This window comes from Enterobacter sp. BNK-22 (genome assembly GCF_048684805.1).
Taxonomy (GTDB): Bacteria; Pseudomonadota; Gammaproteobacteria; order Enterobacterales; family Enterobacteriaceae; genus Enterobacter; species Enterobacter quasiroggenkampii.
Genome location: NZ_JBLQTT010000001.1, coordinates 857765 through 879155, shown reverse-complemented (window position 1 = coordinate 879155; position 21391 = coordinate 857765). Strand labels below are relative to the sequence as shown.

General features: G+C 53.3%; 16 protein-coding genes and 2 tRNA genes. 7 read left to right on the top strand and 11 right to left on the bottom strand.

From position 1 onward, the window contains the following. Positions 1 to 66: 66 nt before the first annotated feature. Together oppA and ACMGGE_RS03985 are read right to left on the bottom strand one after the other, a co-directional pair. A complete protein-coding gene (gene oppA, locus ACMGGE_RS03990) occupies positions 67 to 1698 on the bottom strand; it encodes an oligopeptide ABC transporter substrate-binding protein OppA (RefSeq protein WP_008502785.1) in 1632 nt (543 codons plus the stop codon). Between the two features lie 770 nt (positions 1699 to 2468). Beyond that, the gene (locus tag ACMGGE_RS03985) at positions 2469 to 3116 is read right to left on the bottom strand and encodes a YchE family NAAT transporter (protein WP_008502784.1); all 648 of its coding nucleotides are present in this window, start codon (positions 3114 to 3116) and stop codon (positions 2469 to 2471) included. Between the two features lie 488 nt (positions 3117 to 3604). On the opposite strand from ACMGGE_RS03985, the gene adhE reads away from it, so the two are divergent. After that, positions 3605 to 6283, top strand: a complete 2679-nt coding sequence (gene adhE / locus ACMGGE_RS03980) for a bifunctional acetaldehyde-CoA/alcohol dehydrogenase (RefSeq protein WP_028013432.1) — start codon at positions 3605 to 3607, stop codon at positions 6281 to 6283. A 69-nt stretch (positions 6284 to 6352) separates the two neighbouring features. Here the strand turns inward: adhE and tdk are convergent, their stop codons facing one another. After that, a complete protein-coding gene (tdk, locus tag ACMGGE_RS03975) occupies positions 6353 to 6967 on the bottom strand; it encodes a thymidine kinase (protein ID WP_420293380.1) in 615 nt (204 codons plus the stop codon). Between the two features lie 549 nt (positions 6968 to 7516). Between tdk and hns the strand changes: the two genes are divergently transcribed. After that, entirely contained in the window at positions 7517 to 7930 is a 414-nt protein-coding gene (gene hns, locus ACMGGE_RS03970; RefSeq protein ID WP_008502781.1) for a histone-like nucleoid-structuring protein H-NS, read from the top strand. 202 nt (positions 7931 to 8132) lie between these two features. Here hns and galU read toward each other — a convergent pair whose 3' ends face one another. The 3 genes from galU to rssA form a co-directional block, all read right to left on the bottom strand. Beyond that, positions 8133 to 9041, bottom strand: a complete 909-nt coding sequence (gene galU, locus ACMGGE_RS03965) for a UTP--glucose-1-phosphate uridylyltransferase GalU (RefSeq protein WP_008502780.1) — start codon at positions 9039 to 9041, stop codon at positions 8133 to 8135. Positions 9042 to 9241: 200 nt separating this feature from the next. Next, positions 9242 to 10255, bottom strand: a complete 1014-nt coding sequence (gene rssB / locus ACMGGE_RS03960; RefSeq protein WP_420293379.1) for a two-component system response regulator RssB — start codon at positions 10253 to 10255, stop codon at positions 9242 to 9244. Positions 10256 to 10346: 91 nt separating this feature from the next. After that, positions 10347 to 11249 (bottom strand): patatin-like phospholipase RssA, encoded by a 903-nt coding sequence (rssA, locus tag ACMGGE_RS03955; RefSeq protein WP_045908968.1) that lies wholly within the window; start codon positions 11247 to 11249, stop codon positions 10347 to 10349. Positions 11250 to 11363: 114 nt separating this feature from the next. Between rssA and ACMGGE_RS03950 the strand changes: the two genes are divergently transcribed. The 4 genes from ACMGGE_RS03950 (at position 11364) to ACMGGE_RS03935 (ending at position 13073) form a co-directional block, all read left to right on the top strand. After that, positions 11364 to 11822 (top strand): YchJ family protein, encoded by a 459-nt coding sequence (locus ACMGGE_RS03950; protein WP_045908969.1) that lies wholly within the window; start codon positions 11364 to 11366, stop codon positions 11820 to 11822. Positions 11823 to 11868: 46 nt separating this feature from the next. Next, positions 11869 to 12711 (top strand): formyltetrahydrofolate deformylase, encoded by an 843-nt coding sequence (purU, locus tag ACMGGE_RS03945; RefSeq protein WP_023312104.1) that lies wholly within the window; start codon positions 11869 to 11871, stop codon positions 12709 to 12711. Between the two features lie 157 nt (positions 12712 to 12868). Then, positions 12869 to 12953, top strand: a tRNA-Tyr gene (locus ACMGGE_RS03940). Between the two features lie 35 nt (positions 12954 to 12988). Continuing rightward, positions 12989 to 13073 (top strand) — tRNA-Tyr (locus tag ACMGGE_RS03935). Between the two features lie 76 nt (positions 13074 to 13149). Here the strand turns inward: ACMGGE_RS03935 and ACMGGE_RS03930 are convergent. After that, the gene (locus tag ACMGGE_RS03930; protein ID WP_021240337.1) at positions 13150 to 13593 is read right to left on the bottom strand and encodes an Lrp/AsnC family transcriptional regulator; all 444 of its coding nucleotides are present in this window, start codon (positions 13591 to 13593) and stop codon (positions 13150 to 13152) included. A 107-nt stretch (positions 13594 to 13700) separates the two neighbouring features. Here ACMGGE_RS03930 and ACMGGE_RS03925 point away from each other — a divergent pair, with 107 nt between their 5' ends. Then, positions 13701 to 14597 carry a DMT family transporter gene (locus tag ACMGGE_RS03925; protein WP_420293378.1) on the top strand — a complete coding sequence of 299 codons (897 nt, stop codon included), beginning with the start codon at positions 13701 to 13703 and terminating at the stop codon, positions 14595 to 14597. Here ACMGGE_RS03925 and narI read toward each other — a convergent pair. From narI to ACMGGE_RS03905, 4 genes are read right to left on the bottom strand one after another with little or no spacing between them, the layout of a single operon-like run. After that, a complete protein-coding gene (narI, locus tag ACMGGE_RS03920) occupies positions 14594 to 15271 on the bottom strand; it encodes a respiratory nitrate reductase subunit gamma (RefSeq protein ID WP_023312107.1) in 678 nt (225 codons plus the stop codon). The two genes, ACMGGE_RS03925 and narI, sit on opposite strands and share 4 nt — an antisense overlap. Further along, positions 15271 to 15981: a nitrate reductase molybdenum cofactor assembly chaperone gene (gene narJ / locus ACMGGE_RS03915; protein ID WP_167211144.1), complete on the bottom strand. Its 711-nt coding sequence runs from the start codon at positions 15979 to 15981 to the stop codon at positions 15271 to 15273. Before narJ ends, narI begins: the two co-directional genes overlap by 1 nt. Continuing rightward, positions 15978 to 17513, bottom strand: a complete 1536-nt coding sequence (narH, locus tag ACMGGE_RS03910; protein ID WP_045908973.1) for a nitrate reductase subunit beta — start codon at positions 17511 to 17513, stop codon at positions 15978 to 15980. The genes narJ and narH overlap by 4 nt, the downstream gene beginning before the upstream one ends. Further along, positions 17510 to 21253, bottom strand: a complete 3744-nt coding sequence (locus ACMGGE_RS03905) for a nitrate reductase subunit alpha (RefSeq protein ID WP_420293377.1) — start codon at positions 21251 to 21253, stop codon at positions 17510 to 17512. Before ACMGGE_RS03905 ends, narH begins: the two co-directional genes overlap by 4 nt. Positions 21254 to 21391: the final 138 nt, after the last annotated feature.

Genomic DNA, 21391 nt, shown 5'->3' with positions numbered 1-21391 from the left:
TGTGCCTATATAATGTGACGTTGGTTAGACACCGTGGGGCGAGCATGCCCGCCCCACTCATTGCCATTAATGCTTGATAATATACAAGTTTTTAACGTAGATATTATCCATCGGGTCTTTACCGGTATATCCACCTACCCACGGTTTCACCAGACGGGCGTTAACGTAGTAGTAAACCGGAACGATCGCGGAATCTTTATCCAGCTGCTGCTCAGCTTTAGAGTACAGTTCAGTACGCTGTGCTTCGTCAGTGGTTTTCAGCGTGTCGGCGATCAGCTTGTCAAACGCCGGGCTCTTATAGTGCGCGGTGTTGTTTGAGCTGTCACTCAGCATGGTGTTCAGGAAGGAGGTCGGTTCGTTATAGTCCGCACACCAGCCAGCACGCGCCACGTCAAAGGTGCCCTGATGACGGCTGTCGAGGAAGGTCTTCCACTCCTGATTCTCCAGCTTCACGTTCGCGCCCAGGTTCTTTTTCCAGATCGAGGCAACGGCGATAGCCAGTTTTTTGTGCAGATCGGAGGTGTTGTACAGCAGGCTGAAGGTCAGCGGCTTATCCGCGGTATAGCCCGCTTCGGCCAGCAGTTTCTTCGCTTCTGCGTTACGCTGTTCCTGCGTCTGTTTGAACCAGTCTGGCTCGGTCAGTTTTGCGCCATCGGTGTATGGAGGGGTATAGCTGTATGCCGGCAGATCGCCCTGGTTTTTCACTTTGTTCACGATGATATCGCGATCCAGTGCCAGCTTCAGCGCAGTACGAACGCGTACGTCGGTGAACGGTGCTTTCTGGTTGTTAATTTCATAGTAGTAGGTGCACAGGTACGGGTCGACGTGAACTTCTTTAGGGATCTCTTTCTTCAGTTTCTGGAACAGTTCAATCGGCATGTTGTTATAGGTCATGTCGATTTCGCCGCTGCGGTAGCGGTTAACGTCAGTCACTTCGGACGAAATTGGCAGGTAGGTAACCTGATTAATCACGGTTTTCGCGTTGTCCCAGTATTGCGGGTTACGCTCTAGTACCATACGCTCGTTGACCACCCAGTCTTTCAGCTTGTAGGCACCGTTGGTCACGATATTGGCAGGCTGGGTCCATTTTTCACCAAATTTTTCCACGGCGGATTTTGGTACCGGGGAGACGGACGGGTGAACCAGCAGCTTATAGAAGTACGGAACAGGTTCGCTCAACGTGACTTCGAAGGTATTGGCATCGATCGCCTTAACGCCCAGATCGGTGATCGGTTTTTTGCCCGCGATGATGTCATCAATATTGGCAATATGGCCATATTGCAGGTAGCTCGCATACGGAGAGGCGGTCGTTGGATTCGCCAGACGCTGCCAGCTATAAACGAAATCTTCAGCCGTCACCGGCGTACCGTCGGACCATTTCGCATCTTTACGCAGATGGAAGGTCCAGACTTTGAAATCTTTGTTTTCCCATTTTTCTGCCACGCCCGGTGCCGGGTGGCCGTCTACGTCAGTTACCAGCAGACCTTCGAACAGGTCGCGGTTGACGTTAGACTCAGGAACACCTTCAATTTTGTGCGGGTCGAGAGACTGAACTTCCGCACCGTTGTTACGCACCAGCGTCTGCTTCTCCGCCAGCTGAACACCTGCAGGAACGTCCGCAGCCATTGCAGCGTTTCCCGCGATTAGCGCAGTTAAAATCCCCGCCGCTACCAGATTTTTTTTTGTGATGATGGACATTGTGTTGGTACTCCACTCATTATAATGACTGGCCTTCGCCAGCTGTGTAATCCCCTGTTGGGGCCTGTACAGCGCAGGAGTTTTTTTTGCTGCTGTCAGGTTCTTCTTTTACTGCTTGCTATCACCGACTTTTTTATTACTGACCGCTCGTATGGCCGTCTTGCGTCGATTCTTTACAGGCCTCCCCTGTTTGAGGCCTGCGCTGGATATCTGAGAAGAGAACTATATGAAAATAATTCTCATCTGATTGTTTTATGCTGCAAAATATTAGGCCGGAAAGTATCAAATGGCGTAAACGTGCGCCAATACATTTTGCAAATTTGTTAAGCAATTCTCTTTTACGGTGAGTACCGTATCGTTGAGGGCAGCCCTGCCAGACATCGAATATCAGTAAAACAACATGACATTCAACAGGATAGAGAAAATTTTCTCTACAAGCGCGTCGCTGCGCTATCATCGAGTGACTTTGTACAAAAATTTAACAACTGGTTATTATTTAGCACATTCGTCTAGGGGAATGTTGAAATTACTAATATCATTTCGGTTATCTCTCAGCAAGCCCAAGAGTATCATGTGAGTAAAATAACAGAGCGATCGAAGATTTTCTGTGCAGGCGGGTTGAGGCGGAATTAATAACCTATTGAAATACAAGCAATGAACATTATTAGTAGAATTTATTATGATATGTGAGCATTTCAACTTTAGTTATATGATTTGCTGATAATCACGTAAAAAAACGGAGCCGTCGCTCCGTCCTTTCATATGAAGTATTAATGCAATAAACCGGGGAAAATGCTTTTAATACCCGTGACGATGAATTCGATCCCTAATGCCATCAGCAACAGGCCCATGATACGCGTAATGACGTTGATGCCCGTTTGACCCAGCAAGCGCACCAGCCAGGGTGCCATGCGGAACACCCCCCAACAGCAGAGCGCAAAAATGGCAATAGCCACTGAAAAGCCAATCAGGTGCATCAGGCTATGGTAACGCGTCCCCCAGACGATGGTTGAACTGATGGCACCCGGACCGGCCATCAGCGGTAAGGCCAGCGGCACTACGCCAATGCTTTCGCGAATAGCGGTTTCTGACTTCTCTTGTTTATTCTGCTTATCCTCGCCCAGCTTACCGCTGATCATGGACATGGCGATGGTCACCACCAGGATCCCGCCGGCAATACGGAAAGAATCAATGGAAATCCCGAACAGCTGAAGAATCGTGTCGCCGAGAAAAAGAGAGGTCAACAATATGATCGCTACCGACAGGTTAGCGGTGAGGTTGGTTTTGTTCCTGGCCGCCGCTGTCTGGTAACTCGTCATACTAATGAAGACAGGAATGATCCCCACCGGGTTGACCAGGGCAAACAGACCAATAAAAAATTTAAAATACGTTGGAAAATCAAAGAGCGTTTGGATCACGTTTTGCTCCGCTTATACACATGCCCTGGACTGACAATTTGTCGTGAGAAATCGCGCTGAAGATACCCTTTTTATCAGCATACTTCACTTGAAATCTGTACCAAAACGTTATCATTTCAGGATGTTAAACATATGTTTAATCAATGATAGCGCCGCTTCCAATACTTATGTAATTATTTAACACTGGAAAAATCAGCACGAAATAACCCTGCTGAAAGGTATCAGCTTGGGGGAAAATTGACACAGATCATGATTTTCGTACTCAGAAGTGAGTAATCTTGGTTACACCCCCAGGGAGGTCACCTGACAAAAAGGGATGATGCTAAGGTAAGGCTCTTTTAGTAAATTAGTGTGCTGACGCAGAAAGTAACTCTTTGTTTTACTTTGTTTTACTTTGTGTTACGCAAGTCGTATCGGCTCTGTCTATACTGTGTGACGTATCGAGCGCTGGTTTACTAAAAGAGTTTAAACATTATCAGGAGAGCATTATGGCTGTTACTAATATCGCTGAACTGAACGCCCTCGTCGAGCGCGTTAAAAAAGCCCAGCGTGAATATGCCAATTTCACCCAAGAACAGGTTGATAAAATCTTCCGCGCGGCCGCACTGGCTGCTGCAGATGCTCGAATCCCTCTCGCTAAAATGGCCGTTGCCGAATCCGGTATGGGTATCGTGGAAGATAAAGTGATTAAAAACCACTTCGCTTCCGAGTATATCTACAACGCCTATAAAGATGAGAAAACCTGTGGCGTGCTGTCCGAAGACGACACCTTCGGTACCATCACCATCGCTGAACCTATCGGCATCATCTGCGGTATTGTTCCGACCACTAACCCAACGTCTACTGCAATCTTCAAATCACTGATTAGCCTGAAGACTCGTAACGCAATCATCTTCTCTCCACACCCACGTGCGAAAGACGCGACTAACAAAGCTGCAGATATCGTCCTGCAAGCGGCTATCGCTGCGGGTGCACCAAAAGACCTGATCGGCTGGATCGACCAACCTTCTGTTGAGCTCTCCAACGCGCTGATGCATCACCCGGACATTAACCTGATTCTGGCGACCGGTGGTCCAGGCATGGTTAAAGCCGCATACAGCTCCGGTAAACCTGCTATCGGCGTGGGCGCGGGTAACACCCCTGTTGTTATCGATGAAACCGCTGATATCAAACGTGCTGTCGCGTCTGTACTGATGTCTAAAACCTTCGATAACGGCGTGATCTGTGCATCTGAACAGTCTGTTGTGGTCGTGGATTCCGTATATGACGCGGTTCGCGAACGTTTCGCCAGCCACGGCGGCTACCTGCTGCAGGGCAAAGAGCTGAAAGCAGTTCAGGACATCATCCTGAAAAATGGCGCGTTGAACGCCGCTATCGTGGGTCAGCCAGCCTACAAAATTGCTGAACTCGCAGGCTTTACCGTTCCGGCAACAACCAAAATCCTGATCGGTGAAGTAAAAGTCGTTGACGAAAGCGAGCCGTTTGCTCACGAAAAACTGTCTCCTACGCTTGCCATGTACCGTGCGAAAGATTTCGAAGACGCGGTTGAGAAAGCAGAGAAACTGGTTGCCATGGGCGGTATCGGTCACACCTCTTGTCTGTACACTGACCAGGACAACCAGCCAGAGCGTGTTGCTCACTTCGGTCAGATGATGAAAACTGCACGTATCCTGATCAACACCCCTGCTTCTCAGGGTGGTATCGGTGACCTGTACAACTTTAAACTCGCACCTTCCCTGACTCTGGGTTGTGGTTCCTGGGGTGGTAACTCCATCTCTGAAAACGTTGGTCCAAAACACCTGATCAACAAGAAAACCGTTGCTAAGCGAGCTGAAAACATGTTGTGGCACAAACTTCCGAAATCTATCTACTTCCGCCGTGGTTCTCTGCCAATCGCGCTGGATGAAGTGATTACTGATGGCCACAAACGTGCGCTCATCGTGACTGACCGTTTCCTGTTTAACAACGGCTACGCTGACCAGATCACCTCCGTGCTGAAAGCGGCTGGCGTCGAAACTGAAGTCTTCTTCGAAGTTGAAGCTGACCCAACCCTGAGCGTTGTACGTAAAGGTGCTGAACTGGCTAACTCTTTCAAACCAGATGTGATTATCGCACTGGGTGGTGGTTCTCCAATGGACGCCGCGAAAATCATGTGGGTTATGTACGAGCATCCAGAAACGCACTTCGAAGAACTGGCACTGCGCTTTATGGACATCCGTAAACGTATCTACAAGTTCCCGAAAATGGGCGTAAAAGCGAAAATGATCGCGGTCACCACCACTTCCGGTACCGGTTCAGAAGTTACGCCATTCGCGGTAGTAACCGACGATGCAACAGGTCAGAAATACCCACTGGCTGACTATGCGCTGACGCCAGACATGGCTATCGTTGATGCGAACCTGGTCATGGAGATGCCGAAGTCACTTTGTGCGTTTGGTGGTCTGGATGCGGTGACTCACGCCCTGGAAGCTTACGTTTCTGTGCTGGCGTCTGAGTTCTCAGACGGTCAGGCCCTGCAGGCTCTGAAACTGCTGAAGGAAAACCTGCCAGCGTCTTACAACGAAGGCTCTAAAAACCCTGTAGCACGTGAACGTGTCCACAGTGCAGCAACCATCGCCGGTATCGCGTTTGCCAACGCCTTCCTGGGTGTTTGCCACTCAATGGCGCACAAACTGGGCTCACAGTTCCACATTCCTCACGGTCTGGCGAACGCCCTGTTGATCAGCAACGTTATCCGTTATAACGCTAACGACAACCCAACCAAGCAGACGGCTTTCAGCCAGTACGACCGTCCACAAGCCCGTCGTCGCTATGCTGAAATCGCTGACCACCTTGGTCTGAGCGCACCGGGCGACCGCACTGCTGCGAAGATTGAGAAACTGCTGGCATGGCTGGAAAGCCTGAAGGCTGAACTGGGTATTCCTAAATCAATCCGTGAAGCGGGCGTACAGGAAGCTGACTTCCTCGCTCACGTAGACAAGCTGTCGGAAGATGCATTCGATGACCAGTGTACTGGTGCTAACCCGCGCTACCCACTGATCTCCGAGCTGAAACAGATTCTGCTGGATACCTACTACGGTCGTGAGTTCAAAGAAGGTGACGTTGCCGCTGTGAAAACAGAAGCCCCAGTCATCAAAGCTGACAAGAAAGCGAAGAAAAGCGCTTAATTGACAGCAGCAGATGAAAAACCCGCCTTAATGGCGGGTTTTTTTTATGTCTGAATAATAAGACTGACGTTATACTCTGTTGTCGTGCTGAATCGCCGTCAGCGAGCCTACAGACAACGCTTCTTTATAATGCTTACGGCAGACCGAAACATAGCGTTCATTGCCGCCTATCACCACCTGCTCGCCATCTGCATAAGGTTTCCCGGACTGGTCGAGACGAAGCACCATACTCGCTTTACGACCGCAGAAGCAGATCGTTTTCAGTTCGACAAGTTTATCCGACCAGGCGAGCAAATACTGGCTCCCTTCAAAAAGCTCCCCGCGGAAATCCGTACGCAGGCCGTAACAGAGCACGGGGATATCAAGCTCATCGACCACCTCTGACAGGGCATGGACCTGTTCACGCGTCAGAAACTGGCTCTCATCGACCAGTACGCAGTGAATGGGCTGTGCCGCATGTTCTGCACGAATGTCTTCAAACAGATCGGTTTTCGGGTTAAACAGCCTGGCAGGCGACGAGAGCCCTATTCTGGAGCTCACCTTCCCTGCGCCAAAGCGATCGTCAATTTCAGCCGTATAAACAACGGTACGCATCCCGCGTTCCTGGTAATTGTACGAGGATTGCAGCAGCGCGGTGGATTTCCCGGCATTCATTGCCGAATAGTAGAAATAAAGTTGTGCCATTGGCCGTAAAACCCTAATCAATGTGTAATATTCCCGATGAGTCATTGTACCATATTTTGTCCGGTCATCAGCGATGCAGCGCACAGAGGATGCGGTTCAGTGCCGCGTTCAGCACCTTCTGTTTATGAAAATAACCCGTTAAAACATGAAGTAAACCCATTCAGCCACGCCAATATGTTATAAGTTAAGCCAAACATAACACTTCTTTTTATAGTGGAATCCCGGCCCTTTAAAATTCACTATTTATTAACTATTTCAGGCTTAACACCAGGGGTGAGAACTAATACAAAAGGCTGATATTTCTCCGCCGCAACTATAATTCCTGCGGGAAATGTCACAAAAAAAAGACGCAATCGACCGGGTTAAGCAGGTTTCGGTGATAACAACCGAGACAGCTGGGTGGTGGAATTTAAGTTAGCGTAATTAATAATAGCGGCATTATTTAGTATTTTTTGAATTCCTTACATTCCTGGCTATTGCACATCTGAATTTATGGCTCTATTATTAGGTCAACAAACCCCCCCCCATTATAAGTTTGAGATTACTACAATGAGCGAAGCACTTAAAATTCTGAACAACATCCGTACTCTTCGTGCGCAGGCAAGAGAATGCACCCTCGAAACGCTTGAAGAAATGCTGGAAAAATTAGAAGTTGTAGTTAATGAACGTCGCGAAGAAGAAAGCGCTGCTGCGGCTGAAATCGAAGAACGTACTCGTAAACTGCAGCAATATCGTGAAATGCTGATTGCTGATGGTATCGATCCAAATGAATTGCTGAACAGCATGGCTGCCGCTAAAACCGGTACTAAAGCTAAGCGTGCTGCCCGTCCTGCTAAATATAGCTACGTTGATGAGAACGGCGAAACTAAAACCTGGACTGGCCAGGGTCGTACTCCTGCTGTTATCAAGAAAGCGATGGATGAGCAGGGTAAACAGCTGGACGACTTCCTGATCAAGGATTAATCGAGCCTCATTCAGAAAAATCCCGCATATTGCGGGATTTTTTTTAACCTAAATTTGTCACAAACATCCTCTTACACTCTGTCATAAAGCATTATTTAGCAATTTCATCGACTGTACTTTCAGACAGGTTTTCGGGAGTGTTATGGGCATAAAAAAACCGGTGGGCAACGCCTCACCGGTTTCGAACATTTACAACCGTGGCTTATTTCTTAATACCTACGCTCTCTTTGAGCCAGGTTTTAAATTCTTCGCCAAGGGTATTGTGGCGGATACCATATTCAACAAACGCCTGCATATAACCGAGCTTATTACCGCAGTCATGGCTCTTACCTTTCATATGGTAGGCCTCAACGGTCTCTTTCTCGATCAGCATATCGATGGCATCTGTCAGCTGGATCTCATCACCCGCTCCTGGAGGCGTTTTAGCCAGCAGAGGCCAGATTTCAGCACTCAGGACATAGCGACCTACAACAGCAAGGTTTGAAGGCGCGACATCGGCTTTAGGCTTCTCTACGACGCCCACCATTGGCACACTCTCACCCGGCTCCAGGTTAACGCCTTTGCAGTCAACCACACCGTATGCCGTTACGTCTTCAACAGGCTCAACCATAATCTGGCTGCTGCCGGTTTCGTCGAAACGTTTGATCATTTCAGCCAGGTTATCCTGAGAAAGATCGGATTCGTATTCATCCAGAATAACGTCAGGCAGAATTACCGCTACAGGCTCATCCCCCACGACAGGGTGCGCGCACATAACAGCGTGGCCCAGACCTTTAGCCAGCCCCTGACGAACCTGCATAATGGTGACGTGTGGAGGGCAAATAGACTGAACTTCTTCTAACAGCTGACGCTTAACACGTTTTTCCAGCATGGCTTCAAGTTCAAAGCTTGTATCGAAATGGTTTTCGATAGAGTTTTTAGATGAATGCGTAACCAGCACAATTTCAGTGATGCCGGCTGCGATACATTCATTCACGACATACTGGATTAATGGCTTATCAACCAGAGGCAGCATCTCTTTAGGAATCGCCTTAGTTGCTGGTAACATCCTGGTCCCCAATCCCGCTACCGGGATAACGGCCTTTCTGACTTTCGAATTTAGGGCAGCCATTCAAATTCTCCTGAGCTGTTCAAGTTTTGAACTTTTATGCAATAAATAACGCGTTGAGTATATCAGTCTCGCCCCGCAGTCCGGGTCTGAAAAGAACGCGTTGCCGATCAATTAGGATAAATACGCATGAAACCGGGCAGCGATAGTAGCACTCCCCGTAAAACACAGGTAAAGCAATCTTAAAATGACGATCCAATTGCTTATTCCGTGGACAACATTAAGCGTAACCGTCCCCCGGCACCCCAAATTTGGCACTGCCACGAGGAACAGCGGTGGCTAATTTGATTAAGATACGCCGTTCCCAACGTCCCAAGCGGTACACCGTTACTCACCTGAATATGGTGTTCACCGGTATTCAGTGATGCATTGAGTCCGGCTGAAACGAGGATCAGATTTTTTAAACCGCTATGGTAATAGCCAACCAATAGCGGGAACTGTCCAGGCAGATTGGCCTGACGAAAAAGCTGGTTTACCTGTTTGAGTAAACTGCCTAACTCAGGCAACCGTTGTCCCTGATGGGATAACTGTTCCTGCAACAAACCATTAAATAGCGCACGAAGAAGTAACGCCGCTAATACACCGTTATCCCCGGCCCGGGTGACATCCAGAGAATAAAACGCAAGATCGGAATCTGACAGTGGCGCAATATCCAGCACCAGTCCTGGCTGGTCAGCGGCCACCAGCTGCCGATAATTTACGCGACAGTGTGAAATATTTTGCTGAACGGGCGGCTGGAGTTCTTGCAACAGTTTCGCCGCGGCAGGCGGATTACTCACCAGAGCGTCCCAATCCTGGAAAAGACGCTCCTCTTCCTCTACCCGGGAATTAAACATATTCGGATAAAGGCACGCCAGGACCGTTTCTCGCAGCCGGTGCAAATCTTTGACCGGCTTAAGCAGAATATCCTGTACCCCAAGACGTAATGCTTTTGCGATGTCCGCCATGTTCTCGGTGGCAGAGATCACCAGTATCGGCGTCTGATTGCCTTCGTTACGCAGATGTTCAACCAGCTTCAGTCCATTCATGCGCGGCATCGCAATGTCGCAAATCATCAAATCGGGCGTAATGCTGATCATTTTTTCCAGGGCGTCGATGCCATCTTCAGCCAGTGACGTCATTGCGCCCAGCGAGGATAACCACGAATCCAGTAGCGATCGGAAAACGGGCTCGTCTTCAACAATCAAAATGTGTTTTCCGGCCAATGGCTGCGTCATGGTTCCTCCCCTGGCTGACAGTAACTAAATAGTGGCATGCGATCGGCACTATCGCCTGTCAGATTTTGCTGAAGTAGTCAAAAAAAGGTCCTTAACGTGCGGTCTGCACAAAAGGCAACAATTCGTCCATTTTCTTTTCGACGGCTAACGAGCCCGCTGCGATGGCGGCCTCAGCCCGATGGAAATCAAGGGTAGAGATTTGCGGACAGTACGGCTGAATAAGAATATCCGGAGGATCGCCTGCCATACGGTTACGTTTAAGGCGATTCTCGAGAACCTGAATTGACGTGGTCATGATTTCTATCGCCGTCGGCGCGGCAACCGAACGACGCGCGGCCAGACGCCCGATTCTTCCGCGCAGGCGTTCATGCCAGGCCAGTTTCTCGCCCTCAGCATCTTCGCTCTGGAGATTGACCGGCATGAGATCCTGTTGCATCAGGTGGGCATCGTGCTGCAAGTCGACGGCAATCACAATGTCCGCACCCATAGCACGCGTCAGAGAGATGGGAACCGGGTTAACGACGCCACCATCGACAAGCCAGTAACCGTTGTGTGGGACAGGCGCCATGAGTCCCGGCATACTGCAGGAGGCACGGACGGCAAGATGGATATCGCCTTCGGTGAGCCAGAGCTCGCGTCCTGTGCTGAGGTTTGTCGCGACGGCGCCGAAAGGCATCTGACAATCAGTGAAGTCTTCGAGAGGCATAACCTGGCGGAACTGGTTAAAGACGCGTTCGCCGCGCAGCAGTCCACCACGCTGCCAGGAGAGGTCCATCAGACGCAGCACGTCCCAGTAGCTGAAGGAGCGCACCCATGTCTCGAGCTCCGGAAGCTTCCCGCACGCGTAAGCGGAGCCGACAAGCGATCCGATTGAACACCCTGCAACAATATCGACGGTAATGCCCATCTGATTTAAGGCATTAATCACGCCGATGTGCGACCATCCCCGGGCGGCACCTGAACCCAGCGCCAGCCCAATTTTAACCTTTCTCATTAGTCCTGTTTTACTTCCCCTGGATTCCTGACATAGCGTCAACGCAACGCCTCAGTTAACATAGTGCTACCCGAAGCGTTTAACGCCTTTATATTTTGTTCCAGGAAGAGAATCGTGTCTCAACTCTGCCCTTGTGGTAGCGCTCTGGAGTATAGCCTATGTTGCCAGCGATATCTTTCTGGCGATCAGGTTGCACCAGACCCGTCACACCTTATGCGTTCACGGTACACTGCTTTTGTGATCAAAGACGCAGACTATCTGATTAAAACCTGGCATCCATCCTGCCGCGCAGCCGATTTCAAACAGGACATCGAAGCCGGGTTTGCGAACACGCAGTGGCTCGGCCTCACCGTCTATGAATCCTCTCCAGGCAGTCATGTGGATGAAGGTTACGTCAGCTTTGTTGCCCGTTTTACCGAGAATAATAAACCGGGTGCCATTATCGAGCGTTCCCGGTTCTTAAAGGAAAGCGGGCAATGGTATTATATTGACGGAACGCGCCCACAGTTTGGTCGTAACGATCCCTGCCCGTGTGGTTCAGGTAAAAAATTTAAAAAGTGTTGCGGGCAGTAATGCCTGACAACCCAGACTTCGCAAATACAAACAGGATTTCCCGGCGATGCAATCATTACAACGTAAAGTTCTGCGCACCATCTGTCCCGATCAAAAAGGGCTGATCGCACGAATTACCAACATTTGCTACAAACATGAACTGAATATCGTGCAGAACAACGAGTTCGTTGACCACCGTACCGGCCGCTTCTTCATGCGTACCGAACTGGAAGGTATTTTCAACGACACCACGCTCCTGGCCGATCTGGACAGCGCGCTTCCGGAAGGCTCCGTGCGCGAATTGACCCCTGCGGGCCGACGCCGCATCGTGATCCTGGTGACCAAAGAAGCACATTGCCTGGGTGACCTGCTGATGAAGGCCAACTACGGCGGTCTGGACGTTGAAATTGCTGCCGTGATTGGCAACCACGAGACGCTGCGTACGCTGGTCGAGCGCTTTGATATTCCGTTCGAGCTGGTCAGCCATGAAGGCCATACCCGCGAAGAGCACGACGATCTGATGGCGCAGGCCATTGAAGCGCATAACCCGGACTACGTGGTGCTGGCGAAATACATGCGCGTGTTAACGCCATCTTTCGTGGCGCGTTTCCCGAACAAGATCATCAACATCCACCACTCGTTCCTGCCGGCCTTTATTGGCGCGCGTCCATACCACCAGGCCTACGAGCGCGGCGTGAAGATCATCGGCGCGACAGCCCATTACGTGAATGACAACCTGGACGAAGGTCCCATCATCATGCAGGACGTGATTCATGTGGATCACACCTACACCGCTGAGGACATGATGCGCGCAGGTCGTGACGTTGAGAAGAATGTGTTAAGCCGCGCGCTGTATCAGGTGCTGGCTCAGCGAGTCTTCGTTTACGGTAACAGAACCATCATTCTTTAATCTTTCGGAAAATGAATTGATTAGCTTTGCGCCTTTACGGATAAAAAGCAGGCAAACAACTTCGTTTCCCTAAAGGAATGCTTTACAGGGGCGTCTCATTTGATATGATGCGCCCCGCTTCCAGCAGGAAGCAGGCCAGTAAAAAGCATTACCCCGTGGTGGGGTTCCCGAGCGGCCAAAGGGAGCAGACTGTAAATCTGCCGTCATCGACTTCGAAGGTTCGAATCCTTCCCCCACCACCATCTCTCAGCACGACCTCAAAATTTGAATTACCCCTGGTGGGGTTCCCGAGCGGCCAAAGGGAGCAGACTGTAAATCTGCCGTCATCGACTTCGAAGGTTCGAATCCTTCCCCCACCACCATCCTTCCCCAACGTAAAAAAACCAAGTCCGCCTTTGTAGGCCGGGTAAGGCGCAGCCGCCACCCGGCGAAAAATGGCTACATCGGCGGCAAACGACGCCTGACCGGCGAACTCTTCACAATCGACGTATTACACTGAGCATGCTCTGCCAGACCGTCCAGCAGCGCATCCAGTTGCTCTATCGATCGCACCACCAGCCTAATCACAAAGCAATCTTCCCCGGTCACTTTGTCGCTCTCAATACACTCCGGCATCGCCTGAATGTACTTATCCACCTTATGCAACAGACCCGGTAAGGGGCGAACCCTTACCAGCGCCTGCAGCGTATACCCCAGCGCCGCCAGATTCACCCGCGCACCATAACCCTGGATCACACCGCGCTCTTCCAGCCTCTTCAGGCGTTCTGCCGTGCTGGGGGACGTCAGACCGATGCGTCCGCTGAGCACCTTCAACGACATGCGCGCATCCTCAACCAGACAGGCTAAAATTTGTCGGTCGATATCATCGATAAGGCATTCCATTCTTTTCACCTAATTTTAAAAAGTCATTTACCTTTTCAACCTTATATCACCCCTGTAAAACCCGACAGCGATTTTCGACAATAGCGTCATTAATCAGGAGGTGGATGATGCGTGATTTACATAAAGGCTTCTGGCAAATGAGCCTGGCGATGTTAATTTCCGGCTCTATCGGCGCGTTTGTTTTGCTCTCCGGTCTGCCGGTGACGGAAGTGGTGTTCTGGCGCTGTCTTATCGGGGCTATGGCGCTTTTTATTTTTATCCGGGTCAGTCAAAAGCCCTTTAGTCCCCTCACCCGCACCACGCTGCTGCTGGCTATTCTCGGCGGCGTGGCGCTCGTGGTGAACTGGCTGCTGCTCTTCGCAGCCTATGAGCGGATCTCGATTGGCCTTTCGACCGTGGTCTATAACACCCAGCCGTTTATGCTGGTCTTGATGGGGATGTTTTTAGGGGAACGCGTCAGCCTGGTGAAATGGGGCTGGCTGTTTCTCGCCTTTGGCGGCGTGGTGATACTGCTCTCCAGCGAGCTGACCGGCGCGCATGGCGGTGAATGGCTCGCCGGAATCGGTCTGGCCATGGCCGCGGCCTTCTTCTACGCGCTAACGGCCATTATTGCCCGCAAGCTGAAATCCATCGCACCGCAGCATATCGCCTTTATCCAGGTACTGACGGGCGTCGTGATGCTTTTGCCGTTTGCCAGCCTGCCGTCATTTTCCGGTGATTTCCCCTGGCCGATCCTGCTCACGCTGGGCATTGTCCATACCGGCATTATGTACCAGCTGCTCTACAGCGCGATTCAGAAGCTGCCGACGCCCATTACCGGCTCCCTGTCGTTTATCTATCCGGTGGTAGCAATTGTGGTTGATAATCTGCTGTTCGGACATGCGCTGAGCCTGACGCAGCTGGCGGGTGGCGCGCTTATCCTGTTTGCTGCCGCGGGTAACAACCTGGGCTGGGGCGAAAAAAAACCCCGCGAGTGCGGGGTTGGTATCAAAACGGCAAATTAGCGACGGGCGCGAACTATCTGGTATTTGCGCGTCAGGTACTCCACCGGCGCGCTCCAGATATGCACCAGGCGGGAGAACGGGAACAGCACAAACAGCGTCATCCCCAGCACCAGGTGAACACGGAAGATAAACGCTACGCCGTCCAGGTGCGCAGACGCTCCGCCGTGGAAGGTCACCACGGACTGCGCCCAGCCCACCAGCTTCATCATTTCACTGCCGTCCATATGCTGCGCCGAGAACGGAATGGTCAACAGGCCCAGCGCGCACTGCACCATCAGCAGGGAGAGGATCAGGATGTCCGCAGCGGTCGTGGTAGCACGCACGCGTGGGCTGAACAGACGACGTTTCAGCAGCAGCAGGCCACCGACTAAGGTCATCACCCCGCAGGCACCGCCGGCGATCATCGCCATCTTCTGCTTCACCTCAATCGGTAGCCACGCTTCATACATCCAGTGCGGCGTCAGCATCCCGAGGAAGTGACCGGCAAAAATGCCGAGAATACCGATGTGGAACAGGTTAGAGCCCACATGCATCCCTTTGCGATCCAGCATCTGGCTGGAGGCGGCACGCCAGGTATACTGGCCGTAGTCATAACGCAGCCAGCTTCCCACCAGGAACACGGTGCCCGCGATATACGGGTAAATGTCAAAGAAGAACATATTCAGGAAGTGCATTAGTGCCGTCCTCCGTTAGAGATATTCAAATATTGCGGGGCCACGGCACCGGCAAAACGACGCTGATGCGCTGAGATTTCGGATTCCCCGCAGTTCTGGTCAGCAAAGAATTTCACCTGCTCTTCTTCCCATACCGCATCCAGTGCCTGTGGCGTATCGTCACGGGCTTCATCGGCGATTTTCTCCGCCACTTTTTCACTGTCGACCGCGGCGTTGGCCAGCTTCACCAGAAGATCGAACAGCACCGCATAGCGGCTCTCACGCTGCTGAAGACGCGCGCCGAGCAGCGCCAGGATCGGCGCGATGTCCTGCAGACCACCCAGCGCCTCCTCTTTCGGCAACTGCGCCAGATACTCCAGATAGAGCGGCAGATGGTCCGGCAGCTCGCGGCTGTCGAGCTGCAGGCCGTGCCGTTCGTACTGGGCCATCAGATCCACCATCGCCTGACCGCGGTCGCGGGATTCACCGTGAACGTGTTCAAACAACAGCAGGGACGTTGCACGTCCACGGTCAAACAGCTGGCTGTAGTCCGCCTGCGCGTCCAGAAGGTCGCGCGCTAACAGGTCGCGGAGGAAAACGCCAAGCTTCTGGGCATCCTCTTTATCCAGGTTTTCTGAAGACGCGAGTGCATCAAAGAGTTCCTGCTGATGCTGCGCAAGCGCCGCATCCGGGTACTCAAGCAGTCGAGAAACAATGACAAGTTCAATCATGAGTGCGGCTCCGTTTTACTGGTCACATCCATGGCGTCGATGCGGCGGCTGTTGAACAGGTTGAATTTGCTGTCTGACCCGTGGCAACCGTCGCCGAAGCTAAAGCCACAGCCGTTTTTCTCCGGGAAGGCTTCGCGGGCCAGCTCACGGTGGCTGCTCGGCACCACGAAACGGTCTTCGTAGTTGGCAATCGCCAGATAGCGGTACATCTCCTGCGCCTGCGCTTCAGTCAGACCAACCTCTTCCAGCGCGCGGGTATCGGATACGCCGTCCACGGTTTCGGCACGCTTGAAGTGGCGCATCGCCAGCATTCGTTTCAGCGCCAGCAGGACCGGCTGGGTATCCCCTGCGGTCAGCAGGTTTGCCAGGTACTGCACCGGAATGCGCAGGCTCTCCACATCCGGCAGAATGCCGTTGCTGCCCAGCTCGCCCGCGTCAGCGGCAGACTGAATCGGCGACAGCGGCGGCACGTACCAGACCATCGGCAGCGTGCGGTATTCCGGATGCAGCGGCAGGGCCAGCTTCCAGTCCATCGCCATCTTGTACACCGGAGACTGCTGCGCGGCGTCAATCACGCTCTGCGGAATGCCGTCCTTCAGCGCCTGCTCAATGATCTTCGGATCGTTCGGATCGAGGAACACGTCCAGCTGACGCTGATACAGATCTTTCTCGTTTTCGGTGCTCGCTGCGTTTTCAATCGCGTCCGCGTCGTACAGCAGCACGCCCAGGTAGCGAATACGGCCTACGCAGCTTTCGGAACAGACGGTCGGCATACCGGCTTCGATACGCGGGTAGCAGAAGATGCACTTCTCAGACTTACCGCTCTTCCAGTTGAAGTAGATCTTTTTGTACGGGCAGCCGGTGATGCACATACGCCAGCCGCGGCACTTGTCCTGATCGATCAGCACGATGCCATCTTCTTCACGCTTGTAGATGGCGCCGCTCGGGCAGGTCGCCACGCACGCCGGGTTAAGGCAGTGCTCGCACAGGCGCGGCAGATACATCATGAAGGTGTTTTCGAACTGGCCGTACATCGCCTTTTGCATGTTCTCGAAGTTCTGGTCTTTGGCGCGTTTCTCAAACTCGCCGCCCAGAATCTCTTCCCAGTTTGGACCGCTGGTAATTTTGTCCATGCGCTGACCGGTGATCAGCGAGCGAGGACGGGCGATCGGCTGGTGTTTGCCTTCCGGCGCGTTGTGCAGATTCTGGTAGTCGTAATCAAACGGCTCGTAGTAATCATCGATGCCCGGCAGATGCGGGTTAGCGAAGATTTTTCCCAGCAACATCGCACGGTTACCCATGCGCGGCTGCAGTTTGCCGTTGATTTTGCGGATCCAGCCGCCCTTCCACTTCTCCTGGTTTTCCCAGTCGGTCGGGAAGCCGGTGCCCGGCTTGCTTTCCACGTTGTTGAACCAGGCGTATTCCATACCTTCACGGCTGGTCCAGACGTTTTTACAGGTGACCGAGCAGGTATGGCAGCCGATGCATTTATCCAGATTCAGCACCATGCCGACTTGTGAACGAATTTTCATTTTACGCTCTCCTGTACCTGGTCATTACCTTCGCCGTCTAACCAGTTAATATTCTTCATCTTACGTACCACCACGAACTCATCGCGGTTCGATCCTACGGTGCCGTAGTAGTTAAAGCCGTAGGCCAGCTGCGCATAGCCACCGATCATGTGGGTCGGCTTCGGCGTAATGCGGGTCACGGAGTTGTGGATCCCGCCGCGCTGCTCGGTGATCTCTGACCCCGGCAGGTTAACGATACGTTCCTGCGCGTGGTACATCATGGTCATCCCGGCCGGTACGCGCTGGCTCACCACCGCACGCGCCGTCAGGGCACCGTTGCTGTTGAACACTTCGATCCAGTCGTTATCTTCAATACCCAGATCTTTGGCATCCGTTTCGCTCATCCAGACAATCGGACCGCCGCGCGACAGGGTCAGCATCAGCAGGTTGTCGCTGTAGGTGGAGTGGATCCCCCACTTCTGGTGCGGCGTCAGGAAGTTCAGCGCCTTCTCCGGGTTACCGTTCGATTTCGCGCCCATCACCGCTTTCACGGAGCGGGTGTCGATTGGCGGACGGTACACCAGCAGGCTTTCACCGAAGTCGCGCATCCACTGGTGATCCTGATACAACGACTGGCGGCCGGACAGGGTGCGCCATGGGATCAGCTCGTGAACGTTGGTGTAGCCGGCGTTATAGGAGACATGCTCGTCTTCCAGACCTGACCAGGTCGGGCTGGAGATAATCTTGCGCGGCTGGGCCTGAATATCGCGGAAGCGGATTTTCTCTTCCTCTTTATTCGTCGCCAGGTGCGTATGGTCACGACCGGTGAACTCGCTCAGCGCCGCCCAAGCCTTCACCGCCACGTGGCCGTTGGTTTCCGGTGCCAGGGTCAGGATCATCTCTGCCGCATCAATTGCCGTGTTCAGCATTGGCTGGCCTTTCGCCGGACCGTCCGCTTTGGTGTAGTTGAGCTTGCGCAGCAGGTCCATTTCGCTCTGGGTGTTCCAGGCGATCCCTTTGCCGCCATTCCCGATTTTCTCCATCAGCGGGCCGATAGAGGTAAAGCGCTCGTACGTTGCCGGGTAGTCACGCTCAACCGGAATGATGTGCGGTGCGGTCACGCCCGGGATCAGGTCGCATTCGCCTTTTTTCCAGTCCTTCACGTCCAGCGGCTGCGCCAGTTCGGCGGCGGAGTCGTGCTGGATGGGCAGCGTCACCACGTCGGTCTCTTTGCCGAGGTGCCCCACGCAGACTTCGGAGAATGTCTTCGCGATGTCTTTGTAGATCTCCCAGTCGCTTTTCGATTCCCACGCCGGGTCAACGGCCGCAGACAGCGGATGAATAAACGGATGCATATCCGAGGTATTCATATCGTCTTTTTCGTACCAGGTGGCGGTTGGCAGCACGATGTCGGAGTACAGGCAGGTGCTGGACAGGCGGAAGTCGAGGGTGACCACCAGATCCAGCTTGCCGTCGAGACCGTTGTCTTTCCACTCCACCTCTTCCGGCTTCACGCCGCCCTGCTTGCCAAGATCTTTCCCCTGGATACCGTTTTCGGTACCAAGCAGGTATTTCAGCATGTACTCGTGGCCTTTACCGGACGAGCCCAGCAGGTTGGAGCGCCAGATAAACAGATTACGCGGGTGGTTTTTACCGTTCTCCGGCTGTTCCGCCGCGAAGCGGATTGAGCCATCCTTCAGCGATTTCACGGTGTAATCCACCGGTGACATGCCCGCTTTCTTCGCCGCTTCCGCGATGCGCAGCGGGTTAGTGCCCAGCTGCGGCGCAGACGGCAGCCAGCCCATGCGCTCGGCGCGCACGTTGAAGTCAATCAGATGGCCGCTGTAGCGGGATTTATCCGCCATCGGCGACAGCAGCTCCTGCGCGGTGACCGTCTCGTAGCGCCACTGGCTGGAGTGGTTATAGAAGTAGGAGGTGCTGTTCATGTGGCGTGCCGGACGCTGCCAGTCGAGGGCAAACGCCAGCGGCTGCCAGCCGGTCTGCGGACGCAGTTTTTCCTGGCCCACATAGTGCGCCCAGCCGCCGCCGCTCTGTCCAACGCAGCCACAGAAGATCAGCATGTTGATCAGGCCACGGTAGTTCATATCGAGGTGATACCAGTGGTTCAGACCCGCACCGACGATGATCATTGAACGACCATGGGTTTTGTCGGCATTTTCCGCGAACTCGCGGGCGATACGCACGATCTGCGCGCGTGGAACGCCGGTGATCTGCTCTGCCCATGCCGGGGTGTAGGCTTTCACGTCGTCATAACCGGTGGCGCAGTTTTCATCACCCAGGCCGCGTTCCAGGCCGTAGTTCGCCATAGTCAGGTCATAAACGGTGGTGACCAGCGCGGTAGTCCCGTCGGCCAGCTGCAGGCGTTTCACCGGCAGCTTGTGCATCAGAACGTTTTTCAGCTCAACCTTGTTGAAGTGCTCGGAACCTTCGCCGCCAAAGTACGGGAAGCCCACCTCAGCGATCTCGTCCTGGCTACCAAGCATGCTCAGGCGCAGTTCCGTCTCTTCACCGGTCGTGCCGTTACGCTGCTCAAGGTTCCACTTGCCCTTCTCGCCCCAGCGGAAGCCGATAGAGCCGTTTGGCACCACCAGCTCGCCGTTGCTGTTATAGGCAACGGTTTTCCACTCTGGGTTATTTTCCTGGCCCAGCGCGTCCACCAGATCGGCGGCGCGCAGCGTACGGCCTGCTGCGTAGTACCCGTCACGCTCTTCGAGCATCACCAGCATCGGCATGTCGGTGTAGCGACGGACGTAGTCGGTGAAGTACTGGCTTGGTTTATCCAGGTGGAACTCGCGCAGCATGACGTGGCCCATCGCCATCGCCATCGCCGCATCGGTACCCTGCTTCGGTGCCAGCCACAGATCGCAAAGCTTAGCGATTTCGGCGTAGTCCGGGGTGACCGCCACGGTTTTGGTGCCTTTGTAACGGACTTCGGTAAAGAAGTGCGCGTCCGGCGTACGCGTCTGCGGCACGTTAGAGCCCCAGGCGATGATGTAGCTGGAGTTGTACCAGTCCGCAGATTCCGGCACGTCGGTCTGCTCGCCCCAGGTCTGCGGAGACGCCGGCGGCAGGTCGCAGTACCAGTCGTAGAAGCTCAGGCAGGTACCGCCGATTAAGGAGAGATAGCGCGCGCCGGAAGCGTAAGAGACCATCGACATCGCCGGGATCGGCGAGAAGCCCGCCACGCGGTCAGGACCGTAGGTTTTCACGGTGTAGACGTTGGAGGCGGCAATCAGCTCGTTCACCTCTTTCCAGGAGGAACGCACAAAGCCGCCGCGGCCGCGAGCCTGCTTGAAGCTTTTCGCTTTATCCGCGTCTTCAATGATAGAGGCCCAGGCATCCACTGGATCGCTGTGTTGCACTTTCGCTTCACGCCACATTTTCATCAGGCGCTTGCGCATCAGGGGGTATTTCAGACGGTTCGCGCTGTAGAGATACCAGGAGTAGCTGGCGCCACGCGGGCAGCCGCGCGGTTCGTGGTTCGGCATATCCGGGCGGGTGCGCGGGTAGTCGGTCTGCTGCATTTCCCAGGTCACCAGACCGTTCTTAACGAAAATCTTCCAGCTACATGAGCCGGTGCAGTTCACGCCGTGGGTCGAACGGACGACTTTGTCATGCTGCCAGCGCTGGCGGTAACCGTCTTCCCAGTCCCGGTTGGTATCCAGAACCTGGCCGTGCCCATCGGCATACGTTTCGCCCTTCTGCTTGAAGTAGCGAAACCGGTCCAAAAATTTGCTCATCGGGTATCTCCTGTGTGGAGCCTGTGGCTCTCTAAATCGACATTGCTGATTTGCAGCGAAGGTAACGCCCTGAAAGAGGGGGAGAATTGATAACGATCAAGACGACGAGGGACTTTCAGGCGAGGGGTTACACCGAAT

Excerpts from the sequence above, each read along its gene's own strand:
- oppA (WP_008502785.1), bottom strand. The coding sequence starts at position 1,698 with ATGTCCATCATCACAAAAAAAAATCTGGTAGCGGCGGGGATTTTAACT.
- adhE (WP_028013432.1), top strand. The coding sequence starts at position 3,605 with ATGGCTGTTACTAATATCGCTGAACTGAACGCCCTCGTCGAGCGCGTT.
- tdk (WP_420293380.1), bottom strand. The coding sequence starts at position 6,967 with ATGGCACAACTTTATTTCTACTATTCGGCAATGAATGCCGGGAAATCC.
- hns (WP_008502781.1), top strand. The coding sequence starts at position 7,517 with ATGAGCGAAGCACTTAAAATTCTGAACAACATCCGTACTCTTCGTGCG.
- galU (WP_008502780.1), bottom strand. The coding sequence starts at position 9,041 with ATGGCTGCCCTAAATTCGAAAGTCAGAAAGGCCGTTATCCCGGTAGCG.
- rssB (WP_420293379.1), bottom strand. The coding sequence starts at position 10,255 with ATGACGCAGCCATTGGCCGGAAAACACATTTTGATTGTTGAAGACGAG.
- rssA (WP_045908968.1), bottom strand. The coding sequence starts at position 11,249 with ATGAGAAAGGTTAAAATTGGGCTGGCGCTGGGTTCAGGTGCCGCCCGG.
- purU (WP_023312104.1), top strand. The coding sequence starts at position 11,869 with ATGCAATCATTACAACGTAAAGTTCTGCGCACCATCTGTCCCGATCAA.
- ACMGGE_RS03930 (WP_021240337.1), bottom strand. The coding sequence starts at position 13,593 with ATGGAATGCCTTATCGATGATATCGACCGACAAATTTTAGCCTGTCTG.
- ACMGGE_RS03925 (WP_420293378.1), top strand. The coding sequence starts at position 13,701 with ATGCGTGATTTACATAAAGGCTTCTGGCAAATGAGCCTGGCGATGTTA.
- narI (WP_023312107.1), bottom strand. The coding sequence starts at position 15,271 with ATGCACTTCCTGAATATGTTCTTCTTTGACATTTACCCGTATATCGCG.
- narJ (WP_167211144.1), bottom strand. The coding sequence starts at position 15,981 with ATGATTGAACTTGTCATTGTTTCTCGACTGCTTGAGTACCCGGATGCG.
- narH (WP_045908973.1), bottom strand. The coding sequence starts at position 17,513 with ATGAAAATTCGTTCACAAGTCGGCATGGTGCTGAATCTGGATAAATGC.
- ACMGGE_RS03905 (WP_420293377.1), bottom strand. The coding sequence starts at position 21,253 with ATGAGCAAATTTTTGGACCGGTTTCGCTACTTCAAGCAGAAGGGCGAA.